This is a genomic window from Pseudomonas weihenstephanensis, assembly GCF_016812185.1.
Taxonomy (GTDB): domain Bacteria; phylum Pseudomonadota; class Gammaproteobacteria; order Pseudomonadales; family Pseudomonadaceae; genus Aquipseudomonas; species Aquipseudomonas weihenstephanensis.
Genome location: NZ_JAAEBV010000002.1, coordinates 90,814 through 104,733 on the forward strand (window position 1 = coordinate 90,814; position 13,920 = coordinate 104,733).

The 13,920-nt window shown below is 59.5% G+C and carries 15 protein-coding genes; 11 read left to right on the forward strand and 4 right to left on the reverse strand.

Annotated features, from left to right (window positions below; genetic code table 11):
• Positions 1–59: 59 nt before the first annotated feature.
• From GYN01_RS07840 to GYN01_RS07870, 7 genes are all read left to right on the forward strand, one after another.
• Positions 60–584: an RNA polymerase sigma factor gene (locus tag GYN01_RS07840; protein WP_173427011.1), complete on the forward strand. Its 525-nt coding sequence runs from the start codon at positions 60–62 to the stop codon at positions 582–584.
• Complete coding sequence (locus GYN01_RS07845) at positions 581–1,558, forward strand: FecR domain-containing protein (RefSeq protein ID WP_203306837.1); 978 nt, start codon at positions 581–583, stop codon at positions 1,556–1,558. Before GYN01_RS07840 ends, GYN01_RS07845 begins: the two co-directional genes overlap by 4 nt.
• A gap of 121 nt (positions 1,559–1,679) precedes the next feature.
• Positions 1,680–2,675, forward strand: coding sequence for an acyltransferase domain-containing protein (locus GYN01_RS07850; RefSeq protein WP_053076008.1), 996 nt, complete (start codon positions 1,680–1,682; stop codon positions 2,673–2,675).
• 216 nt (positions 2,676–2,891) lie between these two features.
• A complete protein-coding gene (locus GYN01_RS07855) occupies positions 2,892–5,306 on the forward strand; it encodes a TonB-dependent receptor (protein ID WP_203306838.1) in 2,415 nt (804 codons plus the stop codon).
• Positions 5,307–5,448: 142 nt separating this feature from the next.
• The gene (locus tag GYN01_RS07860; RefSeq protein ID WP_203306839.1) at positions 5,449–6,561 is read left to right on the forward strand and encodes a PepSY-associated TM helix domain-containing protein; all 1,113 of its coding nucleotides are present in this window, start codon (positions 5,449–5,451) and stop codon (positions 6,559–6,561) included.
• Positions 6,558–6,734: a hypothetical protein gene (locus GYN01_RS07865; RefSeq protein ID WP_087148776.1), complete on the forward strand. Its 177-nt coding sequence runs from the start codon at positions 6,558–6,560 to the stop codon at positions 6,732–6,734. The genes GYN01_RS07860 and GYN01_RS07865 overlap by 4 nt, the downstream gene beginning before the upstream one ends.
• 77 nt (positions 6,735–6,811) lie before the next feature.
• Positions 6,812–7,438, forward strand: coding sequence for a glutathione S-transferase family protein (locus tag GYN01_RS07870; RefSeq protein ID WP_203301943.1), 627 nt, complete (start codon positions 6,812–6,814; stop codon positions 7,436–7,438).
• Here the strand turns inward: GYN01_RS07870 and rloA2 are convergent.
• Complete coding sequence (gene rloA2 / locus GYN01_RS07875) at positions 7,435–7,935, reverse strand: retropepsin-like aspartic peptidase RloA2 (protein ID WP_048364186.1); 501 nt, start codon at positions 7,933–7,935, stop codon at positions 7,435–7,437. The genes GYN01_RS07870 and rloA2 overlap by 4 nt on opposite strands.
• Positions 7,936–8,138: 203 nt before the next feature.
• Here rloA2 and GYN01_RS07880 point away from each other — a divergent pair, with 203 nt between their 5' ends.
• Positions 8,139–9,026, forward strand: a complete 888-nt coding sequence (locus tag GYN01_RS07880) for an acyltransferase (protein ID WP_048402183.1) — start codon at positions 8,139–8,141, stop codon at positions 9,024–9,026.
• A 2-nt stretch (positions 9,027–9,028) separates the two neighbouring features.
• On the opposite strand, the gene GYN01_RS07885 is transcribed toward GYN01_RS07880, so the two are convergent.
• A complete protein-coding gene (locus GYN01_RS07885) occupies positions 9,029–9,586 on the reverse strand; it encodes a DUF2780 domain-containing protein (RefSeq protein ID WP_203306840.1) in 558 nt (185 codons plus the stop codon).
• Between the two features lie 199 nt (positions 9,587–9,785).
• Between GYN01_RS07885 and GYN01_RS07890 the strand changes: the two genes are divergently transcribed.
• The 3 genes from GYN01_RS07890 to GYN01_RS07900 all read left to right on the forward strand — a co-directional run bounded on the left by GYN01_RS07890 (position 9,786) and on the right by GYN01_RS07900 (position 11,696).
• Positions 9,786–10,421, forward strand: a complete 636-nt coding sequence (locus tag GYN01_RS07890; protein WP_203306841.1) for a sigma-70 family RNA polymerase sigma factor — start codon at positions 9,786–9,788, stop codon at positions 10,419–10,421.
• On the forward strand, positions 10,418–11,092 hold the full coding sequence (locus GYN01_RS07895) for an anti-sigma factor (RefSeq protein WP_203306842.1): 675 nt from the start codon (positions 10,418–10,420) through the stop codon (positions 11,090–11,092). The genes GYN01_RS07890 and GYN01_RS07895 overlap by 4 nt, the downstream gene beginning before the upstream one ends.
• Positions 11,093–11,291: 199 nt before the next feature.
• On the forward strand, positions 11,292–11,696 hold the full coding sequence (locus tag GYN01_RS07900) for an anti-sigma factor domain-containing protein (RefSeq protein ID WP_238936179.1): 405 nt from the start codon (positions 11,292–11,294) through the stop codon (positions 11,694–11,696).
• A 45-nt stretch (positions 11,697–11,741) separates the two neighbouring features.
• Here the strand turns inward: GYN01_RS07900 and fdhA are convergent, their stop codons facing one another.
• Both fdhA and purU read right to left on the reverse strand, forming a co-directional pair.
• A complete protein-coding gene (gene fdhA, locus GYN01_RS07905; RefSeq protein ID WP_048364180.1) occupies positions 11,742–12,938 on the reverse strand; it encodes a formaldehyde dehydrogenase, glutathione-independent in 1,197 nt (398 codons plus the stop codon).
• Positions 12,939–13,021: 83 nt separating this feature from the next.
• A complete protein-coding gene (gene purU / locus GYN01_RS07910) occupies positions 13,022–13,879 on the reverse strand; it encodes a formyltetrahydrofolate deformylase (RefSeq protein ID WP_048364179.1) in 858 nt (285 codons plus the stop codon).
• Between the last annotated feature and the right edge of the window lie 41 nt (positions 13,880–13,920).

Here is a 13,920-nt window from a genome sequence, read left to right on the forward strand (position 1 = left end):
GGCTTTTGCCTCTGACACAATCGCGAATAATTATCGTTAGTTAAAACTTGCATTCGGTGATGCCTTTGTCGTCAGTCCAAAATCCCCACGGTGAGCTGGTTGGATCGCTTTACCGCGACCATCGCGGTTGGCTGCTGGCGTGGTTGCGGCGCAACGTGGCCTGCCCGCAACGGGCTGAAGACTTGAGCCAGGACACTTTTGTACGCCTGCTGGGCCGCACCGAACTACAAACACCGCGCGAGCCGCGCGCGTTTTTGGCCGCCATCGCCAAGGGCCTGCTGTTTGATTACTTTCGCCGCGCCGCGCTGGAGCAGGCTTATCTCAACGAATTGATGCTGATCCCGGAGGCCGAGCAACCGTCGCCCGAAGAACAGCAACTGATCCTCGAAGACCTCAAAGCCATCGACCGTCTGCTGGGCAAGCTGTCGAGCAAGTCCCGCGCCGCCTTCCTTTACAGCCGCCTCGACGGCTTGACCCACGCCCAAATCGCCGAACGCCTTGGCGTGTCGGTGCCACGCGTGCGTCAGTACCTGGCCCAAGGCATTCGTCAGTGCTATATCGCGCTGTATGGCGAGCCGACATGAGCCAGGCCAACACCAAGCCGGTTTCGGCCCGCGTACTGGACGCCGCCATTGCCTGGCAATTGTGCCTGGACTGCGGCAACGGCAGTGAGGTCGAGCAAGCCGAGTTCGCCAAGTGGTACGCCGCCAGCGAAGAACACGCCCGGGCCTGGCTGCAACTGGGCATGCTCGACCATCGTTTCAGCACCGCCAGCATCCCGGCCCGCAATGCATTGCTCAAGGCCCGCAACAGTGCGCACCAGCGCCTGCGCAAAATCGGCGGTGGCGTGGCGAGCCTTGCGCTCGTGATCGGGCTAACGCTGTTCGCGGGTAAAAACTACTTGCCGGTTGATTACTGGATGGCCGACCAACGCACCGCCACCGGAGAACAGCGCGTACTGCGACTGGCCGACGGCACCTTGATCAACCTCAACACCCACAGCGCCGTGGATGTGCGATTCGACGACAAAACCCGCCTGATCGTGCTGCACGAAGGCGAAATCATGGTGCAGACCGGCCATAACGACGCTCGCCCGTTTATCGTACAAACCCGCGATGGCAGCCTGCGTGCGCTGGGCACACGGTTTTTGGTCAAACGCGAAGACGACGGCACACGGCTCAGCGTCCTGCAATCGCGCGTTGCTGCCCGCCCGCAAAGCAGCGTCGACGAAACCCTCTACAACGAAGGCCAACAAGTGTTGATGCACCGTGATGGCTTGGGCCAGATGTTCGCCGTCAACCCCGCAGCAGACGCCTGGACCCACGGGATGCTGGTGCTCGACAACGCGCGACTGGCTGACATGGTGCGCGAACTCAACCGCTATAAACGTGGCCACTTGGGCGTTGACGACGACGTGGCCGACCTGCGCATCACTGGCAGTTTCCCGCTGAACAACATCGAACTGGCGCTTAACGCCTTGCTGCCCACCCTGCCCGTGCAAATCAAGCAACACACACCGTGGTGGGTCACCGTCAGCGGCAAGCCGCAGGTCCATTAATCGGCGCGGTACTACCAGTGATCGCTTTATCGCCCCCTTGACCCGCCATGACGCAGCCTTGTGGCTATGCTCGCTTTCGCGCGGCTCAAAGCGCGGACACTCAATAGCCGAGGAAGGATCCATGCTGCTATTACCTGAAATCAACCGTCGCCCCATCGTCTTTTTATACCCCGGCCAAGGCGCCAGCCCTCAAGGCATACTGCAAGAGTTGTATCAACTGAACGCCGATATTCAAAACACCCTCGACGCAGTGCTCGACGCGGTCGACAGCGTGGTTCAAGAACGCCAGCAACAAGGTCATGCCATTGCCCCCGACATGCTGCGCGAGGTGCTGCTAACGCCGGACACGGGGGCGTCCTTGCCCTATGGTTTGAGTCAGTTGGCGCTGTATACGGGTGCGGTGGCGTTATCGCACGTCTTGCGCCGCTCGGGCATCCAACCCAAGGCGGCACTCGCAGAAAGCTTCGGCGAAATCGCCGCGTGTGAATGTGCAGGCAACGTCAGCATTACCAACGGAGCGCGCATGGTCTGTGCGCTCAACGATGCCTATCGCTCAGTGCTGAACCAAGGCAGCATGCTGTTAGTCAACGCCAGCGAAGAAAAAACCCGCGCCACGTTACGTAAAATCAATCACCCTGATCTGGCGCTAGCCACGGTCAATTCGCCGACCCACACGGTAGTCAGTGGCTCTCATGACGCACTTCAAGCCATGATCGATGCCACGCAACCGGGTACGCCACCTCCGCGCAAACTCAACATCGCGTATGCCTCTCACCATCCACAACACACGGGCGTCCAGCAAGAAGCGCTTCGCACCCTGTCAGGCATTCCACGGTCACCACTGACCCTGGCGCTCTATTCCACCGTGCAACAGCGGGCATATACCGTTCAGGATGATTTGATCGCAGGGTTTACCGACAACACCATCAAACCCTGCCATCTGCCCAACACCCTCAACGCATTGGCCCGTGACCTATCAAACCCGTTGTTCATTGACCTGGGCAGCAACGGCTACATGGCCCGCTGTGTGAGCAAAATATTACCCGGCGCACAGACGTATGCGCCCTTGACCCAGAACGCCATCGACCTGCGCAACCACCTGACGCACCGACGATAGTGCCTAGCGCTACAAATGCCCTGTAGCCGCTGTCGAGTAATGCGAGGCGGTGTCCGGGCGCGCAGCGGTCGTAGAACCATTCAACCGCAGCTTTAAAATCAGCAACGACGACAAGGCTCAACCTGAATACACATAATTTTCGATCAGCCCTATCACTTTTCCAAACTCGTTCGGCATACAGGCATTGAGAAACATTTCCATTCAGGAATTCGCCGAATGTCCCGTACCCTCGACACGTTATTGCGCCCCAGCCTGCTCGCCATCGCCATTGCCCTGAGCGCTCCGCTGACCAGTCCCGCGCTGATGGCCGCCGAACTCAGCGCAACCGCGCGCAGCTACAACCTGCCTGCCGGGCCTTTGGCGTCGACACTGAACCAGATCGCCAGCCAGGCCGGGATCACGCTGGCGATTGACGCCTCGTTACTGGCGGGCAAAACCTCAGCGCCGGTCAACGGCCAGTTCGAGCCGACCACCGCGCTGCGCGAGGCGTTGCAAGGGAGTGGGTTGCAGTTGCAGCAAAGCGGGAGCGGGTCGTACACGTTGCTACCCATCGAGGAAGGCACCCTGACCCTGGGCGATGTGAATATTAACGCCACAGCGGTGGCCGAAGGTTCCGAAGCCTTGGGTTATGTCAGTGAAAACGTCAACAACGTCGGCGCACTGGGCGGGATGAAGCTGCAAGACACGCCGTACTCCATGAGCGTGACTTCGCAAGATTTTCTGAAAAATACCCAGGCCACTTCGCTGGATGATGTGTTTAAGCGCAACCCGTTCACCCAGGTGTTTTCCCCCACGGGGGCTGGTTATGCCAGCGCCGTGAACATCCGGGGCTTCAGCGCACCGGGCAACTTGAGCATTGCCAACGATGGCCTGCGTTTCTCAACCTTGGCCGACGCCGGTAACTTTCTCGAAGAAACCGAGCAACTGGAAGTGGTCACCGGCCTGACCGGGTTTCTGTATGGACCTGCGTCACCAGGCGGTTTGGTCAACTACGTGCTCAAACGCCCCACCTACGAAAACTATCGCAGCGTGACGCTGGGCAATGCCGGTGGGGACAACTATTACCTGCACGGTGACTTCGGCGGCAAAATCGACGACGACGGCCAGTTTGCTTATCGCTTGAACTTGCTCACCCAAGATGGCGAAACCGCCATCGATATGCAGAAACGCCGTCGCGAGCTGATCAGCCTCGCGGTGGACTGGAACGTCAGCGACGACCTGCAAATCCAGTTCGACGCCTCGCACAAAAAAACGCAAGTGCGCGGTTTGACCAGCTACTGGTACTTCAGCGATCAAGCGCTGCGACCGCGGGCCTCAGTGATGGACAACGACAAGCTGTACAGCCAGCGCTGGTCATTTTCGGACAACGAAACCGACAAGGGCGGCGTCCGCGCCACATGGCGCCTGAACGACACCTTTACCTTGCGCGCTGCTTTCTCTGCTCAAAAATTCACCGAAGAAAACACCTACACCGGCCCGACGGTCTCCAGCGCGGGTGTCTATACCCAGCCGCTGTATGCATTCGCCCCCATCGAGCACCAGGAAAACTCCGGTTATCTGTTTCTTGATGCTGCGTTCAACACAGGCGCCATCGGCCACAAGATGACGCTGGGCTATCAGGGCAACAACGCGCGTGTTCGCATGTACGAGGACCACATTCCGACAAACGGCACTCAATATAACGATGTCGGCAGCGGCGACCTGCCTTTTGGCACGTCCGCACAAGTGGGTAAGCCCAACTACTCCATTGGTCATGGCAACCAGCGCCTGGCGAACACCTCCCAGACCAATAACGTCCTGATTGGCGACGTCATTACCTTCAACGATCAATGGTCGAGCATCCTGGGTGTGACCCGTACCCAGATCAAGTCTTATGCCAACGACTTCATCTACTCGGCAACCGACAAGAAAACCCGTTACGACGCCAGCAAAACTTCGCCCAGCGTGTCTTTGATCTACAAACCCGTTCCGTGGCTGACCACGTACGCGACCTATATTGAAGGCTTGCAAGCAGGCGGCACTGCACCGTACAACGCCATCAATGTGGGTGAAATCTTCGCGCCACAAGTCAGCAAGCAATACGAAGTGGGCGCTAAAGCGACCGTGGGCGAAACCTTGTTCACCCTTGCGCTGTTCAACATCGAAAAGCCCAACGGCTACCTCGGTGAGTCGATGATTTACAGTGAAAGCGGCAAGCAGGTGAACAACGGTCTGGAGTTCAGTGTCACCGGCAAGGTCACGCCTGAGCTGACCGTGGTCGGTGGTTTCACCTTGCTCGACCCGAAAATAAAAGACGCCAACGTCAAAGCCAACGACGGCAATGCGCCGGTGGACGTGGCCAAGCAACTGGCCAAGGTGTACGCCGAATACGACATCAACGCGGTGCCCGGTCTGGCATTGACGGGCGGTGCGTTCTACACCGGCAAGCAATACACCGACGAAGCCAACGACTATCAGTTGCCCTCCTTCACCACCTTTGACGCTGGCGCGCGGTATCGCATGAAGGTGTCAGAAAATGACCTGACCTTGCGCATGAACGTCAGCAACCTGGCCAATAAAGATTACTGGCTCAACAGCCACTACCTGGGCGATCCACGCACCGTCCAGTTCTCGGCGCAGCTAGAGTTCTAAGCGGCCTGGCCTGAATGCGTAGCCGTTGCCGAAGGCTGCGACCGGCAACAGAGTCGTCATAAACTCAGGTTTTACGATCGCTTCGCAATCGAACGCAGCCTCCGGCAGTGGCTACGACATGTAGCGTCATTTTTGGAATGTCATGAAAAGCAAAACCATCCGCCGCTGGTCTTTTATTCATACCTGGACCAGCCTGATTTGCACCGCGTTTTTGCTGTTGCTGGCATTGACCGGTTTGCCGTTGATTTTTCACCATGAAATCGATCACTTGCTCGGTGACAGCCCCCAGCTTCGGGAGATGCCCGCCGACACGCCTCGCCTGAACCTGCAACAACTGGTCAAGGCCGCCGAGACCCACAGGCCGGGTGAGGTGATGCAGTACTTTGGCAGTGAAGACGACGAGCCAAACGCGGTGATCGCCATCATGGCCGCCACCGCAGGCACCGAACCCAACTCGTCGCACACGTTCATGCTCGACGCCCGTACCGGTGAGGCGCTGGAGATGCCGTCGGCCAATGGCGGCATCATGATGGTGATGCTGCGCCTGCATGTGGACATGTTCGCCGGGCTGCCCGGCAAACTGCTGCTGGCGTTCATGGGTATTTTGTTCGTGCTGGCAATCATCTCGGGCGCGGTGCTGTACCTGCCCTTTATGCGCCGCCAGACCTTCGCCACGGTGCGCACCGACAAGTCCACCCGCCTGCGCTGGCTCGACCTGCATAACCTGATCGGTGTCGTTACGCTTACCTGGGCGTTGGTGGTGGGTGTCACCGGCGTCATCAGCGCCTGTGCCGATTTGATCATCGCCGCGTGGCGCACCGACAGCCTCACCGCTATGGTCGAGCCGTATCGCAACGCACCGCCGCTGACGCACCTGGCGCCTGCCAATCGCCTGCTGGACATCGCCGCCGACGCCTCCCCCGGCATGCGCCCGGACTTCATTGCATTCCCCGGTACACGTTTTTCCAGCGAGCATCATTACGCGGTGTTCATGAAGGGCAGTACGCACCTGACCTCCCATTTGCTAACGCCGGTGTTGATCGACGCCAGCACCCTTGAGGTCACGGCCGTAGGCAGCCGACCGTGGTACATGGATGCGATGGGTATGTCGCAACCGCTGCACTTCGGCGACTACGGTGGCATGCCGATGAAAATCCTGTGGGCGGCCCTCGACCTGTTGACTATCGTCGTGCTCGGCAGCGGCCTGTACCTGTGGTGGGTACGGCGCAAAGCCGCAAAGGAGAGCACGAGATGAAACCGCGTCAATCCAATTTCTGGAAAGTGTTTTCCATCCCGCTGGCCATCGGTTTGCTCAGCGCGATGGGATTATTCAGCGCGCTGCTCGATGACGGCGCCTGGGATGTATTGAGCTGGATCGGCCTGGGAATACCGGTGTGGATTTGCGCGCGTGGCCTGCTCAAGCGCTGAATCGCGCGCCGGTTTTTTTGGCGCGCCTCTCTGTCTGTGTCTAGGCTCATTCGATCCACCCTTGTAGAGTCAGCACCATGTCCCTACCGAGCATGACCCTGTTCAACAACCCGGCCTCGCCCTTTGGCCGTAAAGTCCTGGTGATGCTGCACGAGACCGGCCAGCAGAATCGCGTCACCCTGCATCCGGTCACGCTCACACCCACCGCCCCCGATGCGGCGCTCAACTGCGCCAACCCGCTGGGCAAACTGCCCGCACTGCAATTGGCAGACGGCTCGGTGATTCACGACAGCCGGGTGATCCTCGACTACCTCGATCAACAACACGTCGGGAACCCGCTGATCCCGGCCATCGGTGCGGCGCGCTGGCGGCGTTTGACGCTGGCGTCCACGGCGGACGGGATCATGGATGCGGCCGTGCTGATGCGTTATGAACGCGGCTTGCGCCCCGTTGAAAAACAGTGGGACGACTGGTTCAACGCGCAGGCTGACAAAATCCATCGGGCGCTGGCAGCCCTTGAGCAGGACGCCATCGCTGAACTGGCCAGCCACTTCGATATTGCGGCCATCAGTCTGGCCTGCGCATTGGGTTATCTCGACCTGCGCCTGCCCCAATTCGACTGGCGCACGCCTAATGCGCAGTTAAGCGCGTGGTACGCCGAGGTGAGCAAGCGCCCTTCGATGCAGGCCACGCGGCCTGCTTAGCAGTCCGGCTTGTCGGCGGTATAGCGACGAGCCGGGTTGACCGCGGCTCCAAACTCTCGCAGCGCCTTGGCGCCAATCAACAGCGGGTAGTTGAAGCTGCTGCGGTCCGTCAGGTTGACCTCGACCGTGCGTTTGACATCACCCAAGCACATTTCCAGGTCGACCACCGGGCGCTTGGCGCTTACCGGTTCGTCCTTGTCTTCATCTTCGTCGGCGCGACTTTTGATTTTGCTGATGCGCGCCACTTTGTGCTCGTACACCTTGCTGCTCGCGCCTTTGGTTGCGAGCATAAAGCGCACCCACTCTTCACCGTCACGGGTGAACAACTCGATGTTTTTGGCCGACAACGAAGCCGTCAGGGCGCCGGTGTCCATTTTGGCCTGAAGGGTTTCACCGATCTCCGGCAGCTTGATGTATTCATAACGCCCGTACAGCGTCGGCTCTGCGGCCATCACCGGCAAGGCCAATACGGACAGCAAGGCAAGAACGGATTTCATGAGACAGCTTCCTTTTGAGGGGGCAGTGTTCACGCCATCGGTGGGCGCGAGCGGGGGCATGCGATTCAGACAGCCCGGTAGGTCACAGAGTTGCGTGGCGTCAGGTTAACCCAACCGGTGTGAAACATTTGTCAGCACACCGATTTGGCGTTATGCGGTGCGCTGCTTATCATTGGCAATCCTTAAACGTTCAAGAGTTGCTTATGCGCCGCCTGCTCACCGGCTGTTTGGTCACCTTATTATTACTGTGCAACACCTTAATCCTGTTCGGCCCGTTGATGCTGTTTGCCGTGTTCAAACTGCTGTCATCAGGCCGCCTGCGCGATCTCAGCTCGCGGGCAGTGATGTGGATCGCCGAGACGTGGTCCGAGATCGACAAACGCATTTTCGCGCTGTGCCTGCCTACGCAATGGGACATTCGCGGCGCCGAAGGCTTGAGCCGCGATACCTCGTATCTGGTGATCAGCAACCACCAATCGTGGGTGGACATCCCGGCGCTGATGCAGGGGCTGAACCGGCGCACGCCGTTCTTCAAATTCTTCCTCAAGAAAGAGCTGATCTGGGTGCCGTTTCTGGGCCTGGCGTGGTGGGCGCTCGACTACCCCTTCATGAAGCGCTATTCCAAAGCGTTTTTGGCCAAGCACCCGGAACTCAAAGGCCAGGATCTGAAAATCACCCAGGCGGCCTGCGAGCTGTTCAAGCGCCAGCCGGTCACAGTGGTGAACTATTTGGAAGGCACCCGTTTCACCCCGGCCAAAAGCGCCCTGCAACACTCGCCCTACACCTACTTGCTTAAACCCAAGGCGGGCGGCGTGGCGTTTGTGCTGGCGGCGATGGGTGAACAACTGGATGCCGTGCTGGATGTGACCGTGGTGTATCCACAGGCCAGGATTCCGGGATTCTGGGCGTTGATCAGCGGGCAGGTGCCCAAGGTGATTGTCGACATTCAGACCCGCGAGCTGGATCCGGCGTTGTGGCAGGGTGATTACGAGAACGACCCGGTGTTTCGTGAGCAGATCCAGAGCTGGGTCAACCAGCTCTGGATCAAGAAAGACCAGCGCATCAGCACTTTGCGTGCCGAGCGCGGCTAACGTTAAACGCCCCAGGCGCTGCCCAGTTTGCTCAGCAGCGAAGCGCTGACGTTCTGACCTTTGAAGTAGTCCAGCAGCACCGGTGCAAACTTGGCCACCATGCCGTCTTGCATGCCCAGCGCAGTGAAGGCGGCATTCAATTGATCGGTGTTGGCAACGTTGCTGACGGCGCTGGTTGCTGTTTCGGATACGCCCTCAGATTTACCCAGCAAACCGCCAAGCTGGCTCAACTGACCCAGCGCGCCGGCACCGGCCAATTTGTTAATCCCCGGCACTTGCTTGGCCAGTTCGCTGTAGTCGGAGCCGCTCAGCTGGTTTTTCGCAAGGCTCAGCATTGCACCCACGCCACCGGCCGCTTGCTCTGGCTTGACGCCCAGTTCATTGACTTTGGTCAGCATCTGTACCGCTTGCACTGATTTGTCAGTAGAGGCGCCATTGCTATTTGCGCCTTGCACCTGGGCCGCGACGTTCGCCACATCACCCAGGCTGAAACCCGCAAACACAGGGCTTGCCGCCACAGTCATCAATGTTGCCAGTGCTACGCCGCTCAACTTTTTCATCAATTCAACCTCTAGAACCTAAAAAACCGCTCGCCAGCAGGGAGCAGCAAAACTGTGGTTTTGACTCAAAACAATGGCCGTTGTTCCCAAGTGCCACTATCGAGTCGACCGGGCGCCAATCTTAGTGGAAAAAAACCCCGAATGCCCTGCATCCAATTGCTGCGCGATGTACGTATATCAAGGCAGTGAGGACTCAGCCATGAATGGAACAACCGTACATCGTGGACTACGCTCAGGCATCAATGGGCTCAATGCCTCAGCCTCAATGGACGGGAGAACGGTTATCAGCCTCGCCGACGCCGATCATCTGCAACAGTTATTGGCCCAATGTTCGCTGGGCAACCGCCGCGCCTTTGAAAGCCTTTATCGCACTGTCGCCCCGCGCTTGCATGCGGTGGCGCTGCGTTGCATGAGCGGGCGGCATGATCTGGCCGAAGACGTGCTGCAAGAGAGCTTTGTGCGCATCTGGCATAACGCTTCACGCTACGAAGCGCATCTGTCGGCGCCGCTGACGTGGATGACCCACATCACCCGCAACCTAGCCATCGACCAACTGCGCAAACACCGTGAACTGCCGTTGAGCGACCCGCAACAGGCGGCGCTGGCCGATGACAGCCCCGACGCCCACACGCAGCTGGACAGCACCCGTGAGGCCCATGCACTCAATCACTGCATCGAGCAACTGGATGCCATGCAGCGCCAATCCATCACCATTGCTTATTTCCATGGGCTTAGTTGCAGCGAGCTGGCCGATCAGCTGCACGCGCCGCTGGGCTCGGTCAAATCCTGGATTCGCCGGGGCATGGAACGCCTGCGCAGGTGCCTCGAAGCATGAATTATCAAACGCCTAGCCTGCGCCGTGCGCTCGCAGCCGATTACGCCATCGGCCTGATGCCGCCCCTGGCGCGCAAACGCTTCGAACACTTGCTGCTGGAAGATGCGGCCCTGCGCGCGGAACTCGGACACTGGCACACTCACCTGATGAGCCTCAGCCAACCACTGACCGAACAACCGGTGCCCGAACAGGTGTGGCAAACCATCGTGGCGCGCATCGAGCCGCAAAAGCTCCACGTACCGCAAAAACGCCCGTTCTGGAACAGGCTGCGACTCAGCGCTGCCCTCTGCACCCTGGTCATCGTCGTAGGCGTGAGCGTGCTCTATTTGCGCGATAACGTGCAGTACAACGCCACCCTGCTCAGCGGTACGGCGCAGCCGGGCCTGCGGATCGAAGCCCATGCCGATTATCTGCGGGTGCTACCACTGCAATTGGCCGCCATCGAGCCTGGGCGCAGCCTGGAACTGTGGGCGCTCCCGGTGGAGGGCAAACCGGTGTCGCTGGGGCTGATCCCGACCGGGGGCGAGGGAATGATCGGCCTGAGTGACCGTCAGCAACAATTGCTCAAGGCATCTGTGGTGCTGGCCGTCAGCCTGGAGCCACGCGGAGGGTCGCCGACCGGGCAGCCGACCGGGCCGGTGCTTTACCAAGGCCCACTGGCGGCGCTTTAGTCGCTGTCGTGACCTGTCAGTTCTGACAGCTAGGCACCTGTCACAAACCGCTGGATGCTAAGCGCTCAGCCGGCTTGTTTCACAGGACTTTTACATGTCAACCGCGCCTCGCCTCACGCTGTACCACAACCCCTACTACAGCTCATTGCGACAGGGGGCCCCGCCTGCAAACGCCGCAAAAAAGACCGCATGGCGGCGGATGTCTGTTTGGGTTTATGCCAGCCTGCTGATCGGGGTGTTGGCGCTGATCGTGATCTGGCAAAACGAGCGCCTTCAACGTCAGGTCATGTTGTTGGACGCCAATGCCCGACCCGTGATCCGCGTCGACATTTACAACGACTACCTGAAGCTGTATCCCCAGCAAGCCATCATGACCGCCAAAAGCAGCGATCTGGAGCTGTGGGCTTTGCAAGACAATGCCAGCCCGGTGTCTCTGGGGCTGATCTCACCCCAGACCGAGGACTGGGCAGGCATCAACTTCGTGCAGCAAAAAAGCCTCAAAGGGGCGCGCCAACTCGCTATTACCCTGGAACAACGCGGCGGCGCCAAACATGGCCAGCCGCAGGGCCCAACGTTGTACATCAGCACGCCACTGCGCGAATGAGCCGTAACAGCGAGCACGCTCACTGTTGCGACTCAGTGTTGCGCTCTAGGCGCTGAACAGGCGGTGCGGGTCAATCACAAACTTCTTCGGCACCCCTGCATCAAACTCGCCGTAGCCACGCGGCGCGTCATCCAGGCTGATGACCTCCACCCCCACAATGTCGGCAATTTTAATGCGGTCCCACATGATGGCCTGCATCAGTTGGCGGTTGTATTTCATGACCGGGGTCTGGCCGGTATGGAAGCTGTGGGATTTGGCCCAGCCCAAGCCAAAGCGAATGCTCAGGCTGCCCTTCTTCGCGGCGGCGTCTACGGCGCCCGGATCTTCAGTGACATACAGCCCCGGAATACCGATTTTGCCCGCCACCCGCACCACGCCCATCAATGAGTTGAGCACCGTGGCCGGGGCTTCGTGTTTGGCGCCGTCATGCCCGTGGCCACGGGCCTCAAAACCTACGGCGTCTACCGCGCAATCCACTTCGGGTTCGCCCAGCAGCTCAGCGATTTGCTCATGCAGCGGTGTGTCTTTGGACAGGTCGGCAATCTCAAAACCTTGCGCCTTGGCATGCGCCAGTCGAATCGGGTTCACGTCCCCGACAATCACCACGGCGGCCCCCAGCAAACGCGCCGACGCGGCCGCCGCCAGCCCAACTGGACCTGCGCCTGCGATGTAGACCGTGCTGCCGGGGCCAACACCCGCTGTGACGGCGCCGTGGTAACCGGTGGGCAGAATGTCCGACAGGCAAGTCAGGTCGCGGATTTTTTCCATCGCCGCATCGCGATTTGGCAACTTGAGCAGGTTGAAATCGGCATACGGCACCAATACATATTCAGCCTGACCGCCCACCCAATCGCCCATGTCCACGTAACCATATGCGCCGCCGGGACGGGCCGGGTTGACGGTCAGGCACACACCGGTGTTCTGCTCCTTGCAACTGCGGCAACGTCCGCACGCCACGTTGAACGGCACCGAGACCAAATCACCGACCTTGAGATGCTCCACATCGCGCCCGGCTTCGATCACCTCGCCGGTGATCTCATGGCCCAGTACCAGACCGGTTTGCGCCGTGGTGCGCCCGCGCACCATGTGCTGGTCAGAACCGCAGATATTGGTCGACACCACCCGCAGAATCACGCCGTGGTGAATCGCTTTGCCTTGAGGGTTTTGCATCTTGGGAAAAGGAATGGATTGCACCTGAACCTGTCCATTGCCCAAGTACACCACACCGCGATTGTCAGCCATCGAGTTCACCCTTGTTGTTATTGAGAGGGGTGATCGGCCAGCCGCAAGCCGATCTTCTTGCAGCTTAGTTGGCGAAGCGGCGCCTACAGCACCACCGTACGACCTCCATTTAGGAAAACGCGTCGCTCAATGTGATAGCCCACGCCCCGGGCCAGTGTTTGCGCCTCGATATCGCGGCCTTTGGCGATCAGGTCTTCGGGGTAATGACTGTGGTCTACCGCTTCCACGCCTTGAGCGATGATCGGGCCTTCATCGAGGTCGTTGTTGATGTAATGCGCGGTGGCGCCGACCAGTTTCACCCCCTTTTCATAGGCTTGGTGATAGGGCTTGGCGCCCTTGAAACCCGGCAGCAACGAGTGGTGAATATTGATCGCCTTGCCATCGAGCTTGCGGCACAGCTGGGGTGACAGCACTTGCATATAGCGGGCAAGGATCACCAGTTCGGCGCCGGTGTCCTCGATCACCTGCCAGACCCTGGCCTCTTGGGCGAGTTTGTCGTTCGGATCGAGGGCGAAATGATGGTATGCAATGCCGTGCCAGCGCGCCAGCGGCTCCAGGTCGGGGTGATTAGAGACCACGGCCACGACGTCCATCGACAACTGGCCGATGCGCTGGCGATACAGCAAGTCGTTCAGGCAGTGGTCAGACTTGGACACCATGATCAGCACTTTGGGCCGGTAATGCGGGGGGATGAGTTCGGACACCATGTTAAACGCATGACCACGTTCGGCGAGGCCCGCACGAAAAGCGTGTTCATCGAAGCCGTCAGGTTGGCGGAATTCGACGCGGATGAAAAAACGCCCGGAGCGTTGATCGTCGAAGGAATGGTGTTCGGTGACGTAGCACTGATGCTCAAACAGGTGGCGTGTGACTGCATCGACGGTGCCGAGCCTGCTGGGGCAATCGGCAGTGAGAATCCAGGTATCCGGGGCGCGGCTCATGCAGGTGTCCTTATTGTGGTTAAGTGAAAAAGCAAAAGGCC

What these genes read in the sequence shown, in the direction of transcription:
- purU (WP_048364179.1), bottom strand. Translation starts at nt 13,879, where the DNA reads ATGAGCCGCGCCCCGGATACCTGGATTCTCACTGCCGATTGCCCCAGC.
- GYN01_RS07895 (WP_203306842.1), top strand. Translation starts at nt 10,418, where the DNA reads ATGAATTATCAAACGCCTAGCCTGCGCCGTGCGCTCGCAGCCGATTAC.
- GYN01_RS07840 (WP_173427011.1), top strand. Translation starts at nt 60, where the DNA reads ATGCCTTTGTCGTCAGTCCAAAATCCCCACGGTGAGCTGGTTGGATCG.
- GYN01_RS07900 (WP_238936179.1), top strand. Translation starts at nt 11,292, where the DNA reads ATGTCTGTTTGGGTTTATGCCAGCCTGCTGATCGGGGTGTTGGCGCTG.
- GYN01_RS07890 (WP_203306841.1), top strand. Translation starts at nt 9,786, where the DNA reads ATGAATGGAACAACCGTACATCGTGGACTACGCTCAGGCATCAATGGG.
- GYN01_RS07850 (WP_053076008.1), top strand. Translation starts at nt 1,680, where the DNA reads ATGCTGCTATTACCTGAAATCAACCGTCGCCCCATCGTCTTTTTATAC.
- GYN01_RS07855 (WP_203306838.1), top strand. Translation starts at nt 2,892, where the DNA reads ATGTCCCGTACCCTCGACACGTTATTGCGCCCCAGCCTGCTCGCCATC.
- fdhA (WP_048364180.1), bottom strand. Translation starts at nt 12,938, where the DNA reads ATGGCTGACAATCGCGGTGTGGTGTACTTGGGCAATGGACAGGTTCAG.
- GYN01_RS07865 (WP_087148776.1), top strand. Translation starts at nt 6,558, where the DNA reads ATGAAACCGCGTCAATCCAATTTCTGGAAAGTGTTTTCCATCCCGCTG.
- GYN01_RS07880 (WP_048402183.1), top strand. Translation starts at nt 8,139, where the DNA reads ATGCGCCGCCTGCTCACCGGCTGTTTGGTCACCTTATTATTACTGTGC.
- GYN01_RS07845 (WP_203306837.1), top strand. Translation starts at nt 581, where the DNA reads ATGAGCCAGGCCAACACCAAGCCGGTTTCGGCCCGCGTACTGGACGCC.
- GYN01_RS07870 (WP_203301943.1), top strand. Translation starts at nt 6,812, where the DNA reads ATGTCCCTACCGAGCATGACCCTGTTCAACAACCCGGCCTCGCCCTTT.
- rloA2 (WP_048364186.1), bottom strand. Translation starts at nt 7,935, where the DNA reads ATGAAATCCGTTCTTGCCTTGCTGTCCGTATTGGCCTTGCCGGTGATG.
- GYN01_RS07860 (WP_203306839.1), top strand. Translation starts at nt 5,449, where the DNA reads ATGAAAAGCAAAACCATCCGCCGCTGGTCTTTTATTCATACCTGGACC.
- GYN01_RS07885 (WP_203306840.1), bottom strand. Translation starts at nt 9,586, where the DNA reads ATGAAAAAGTTGAGCGGCGTAGCACTGGCAACATTGATGACTGTGGCG.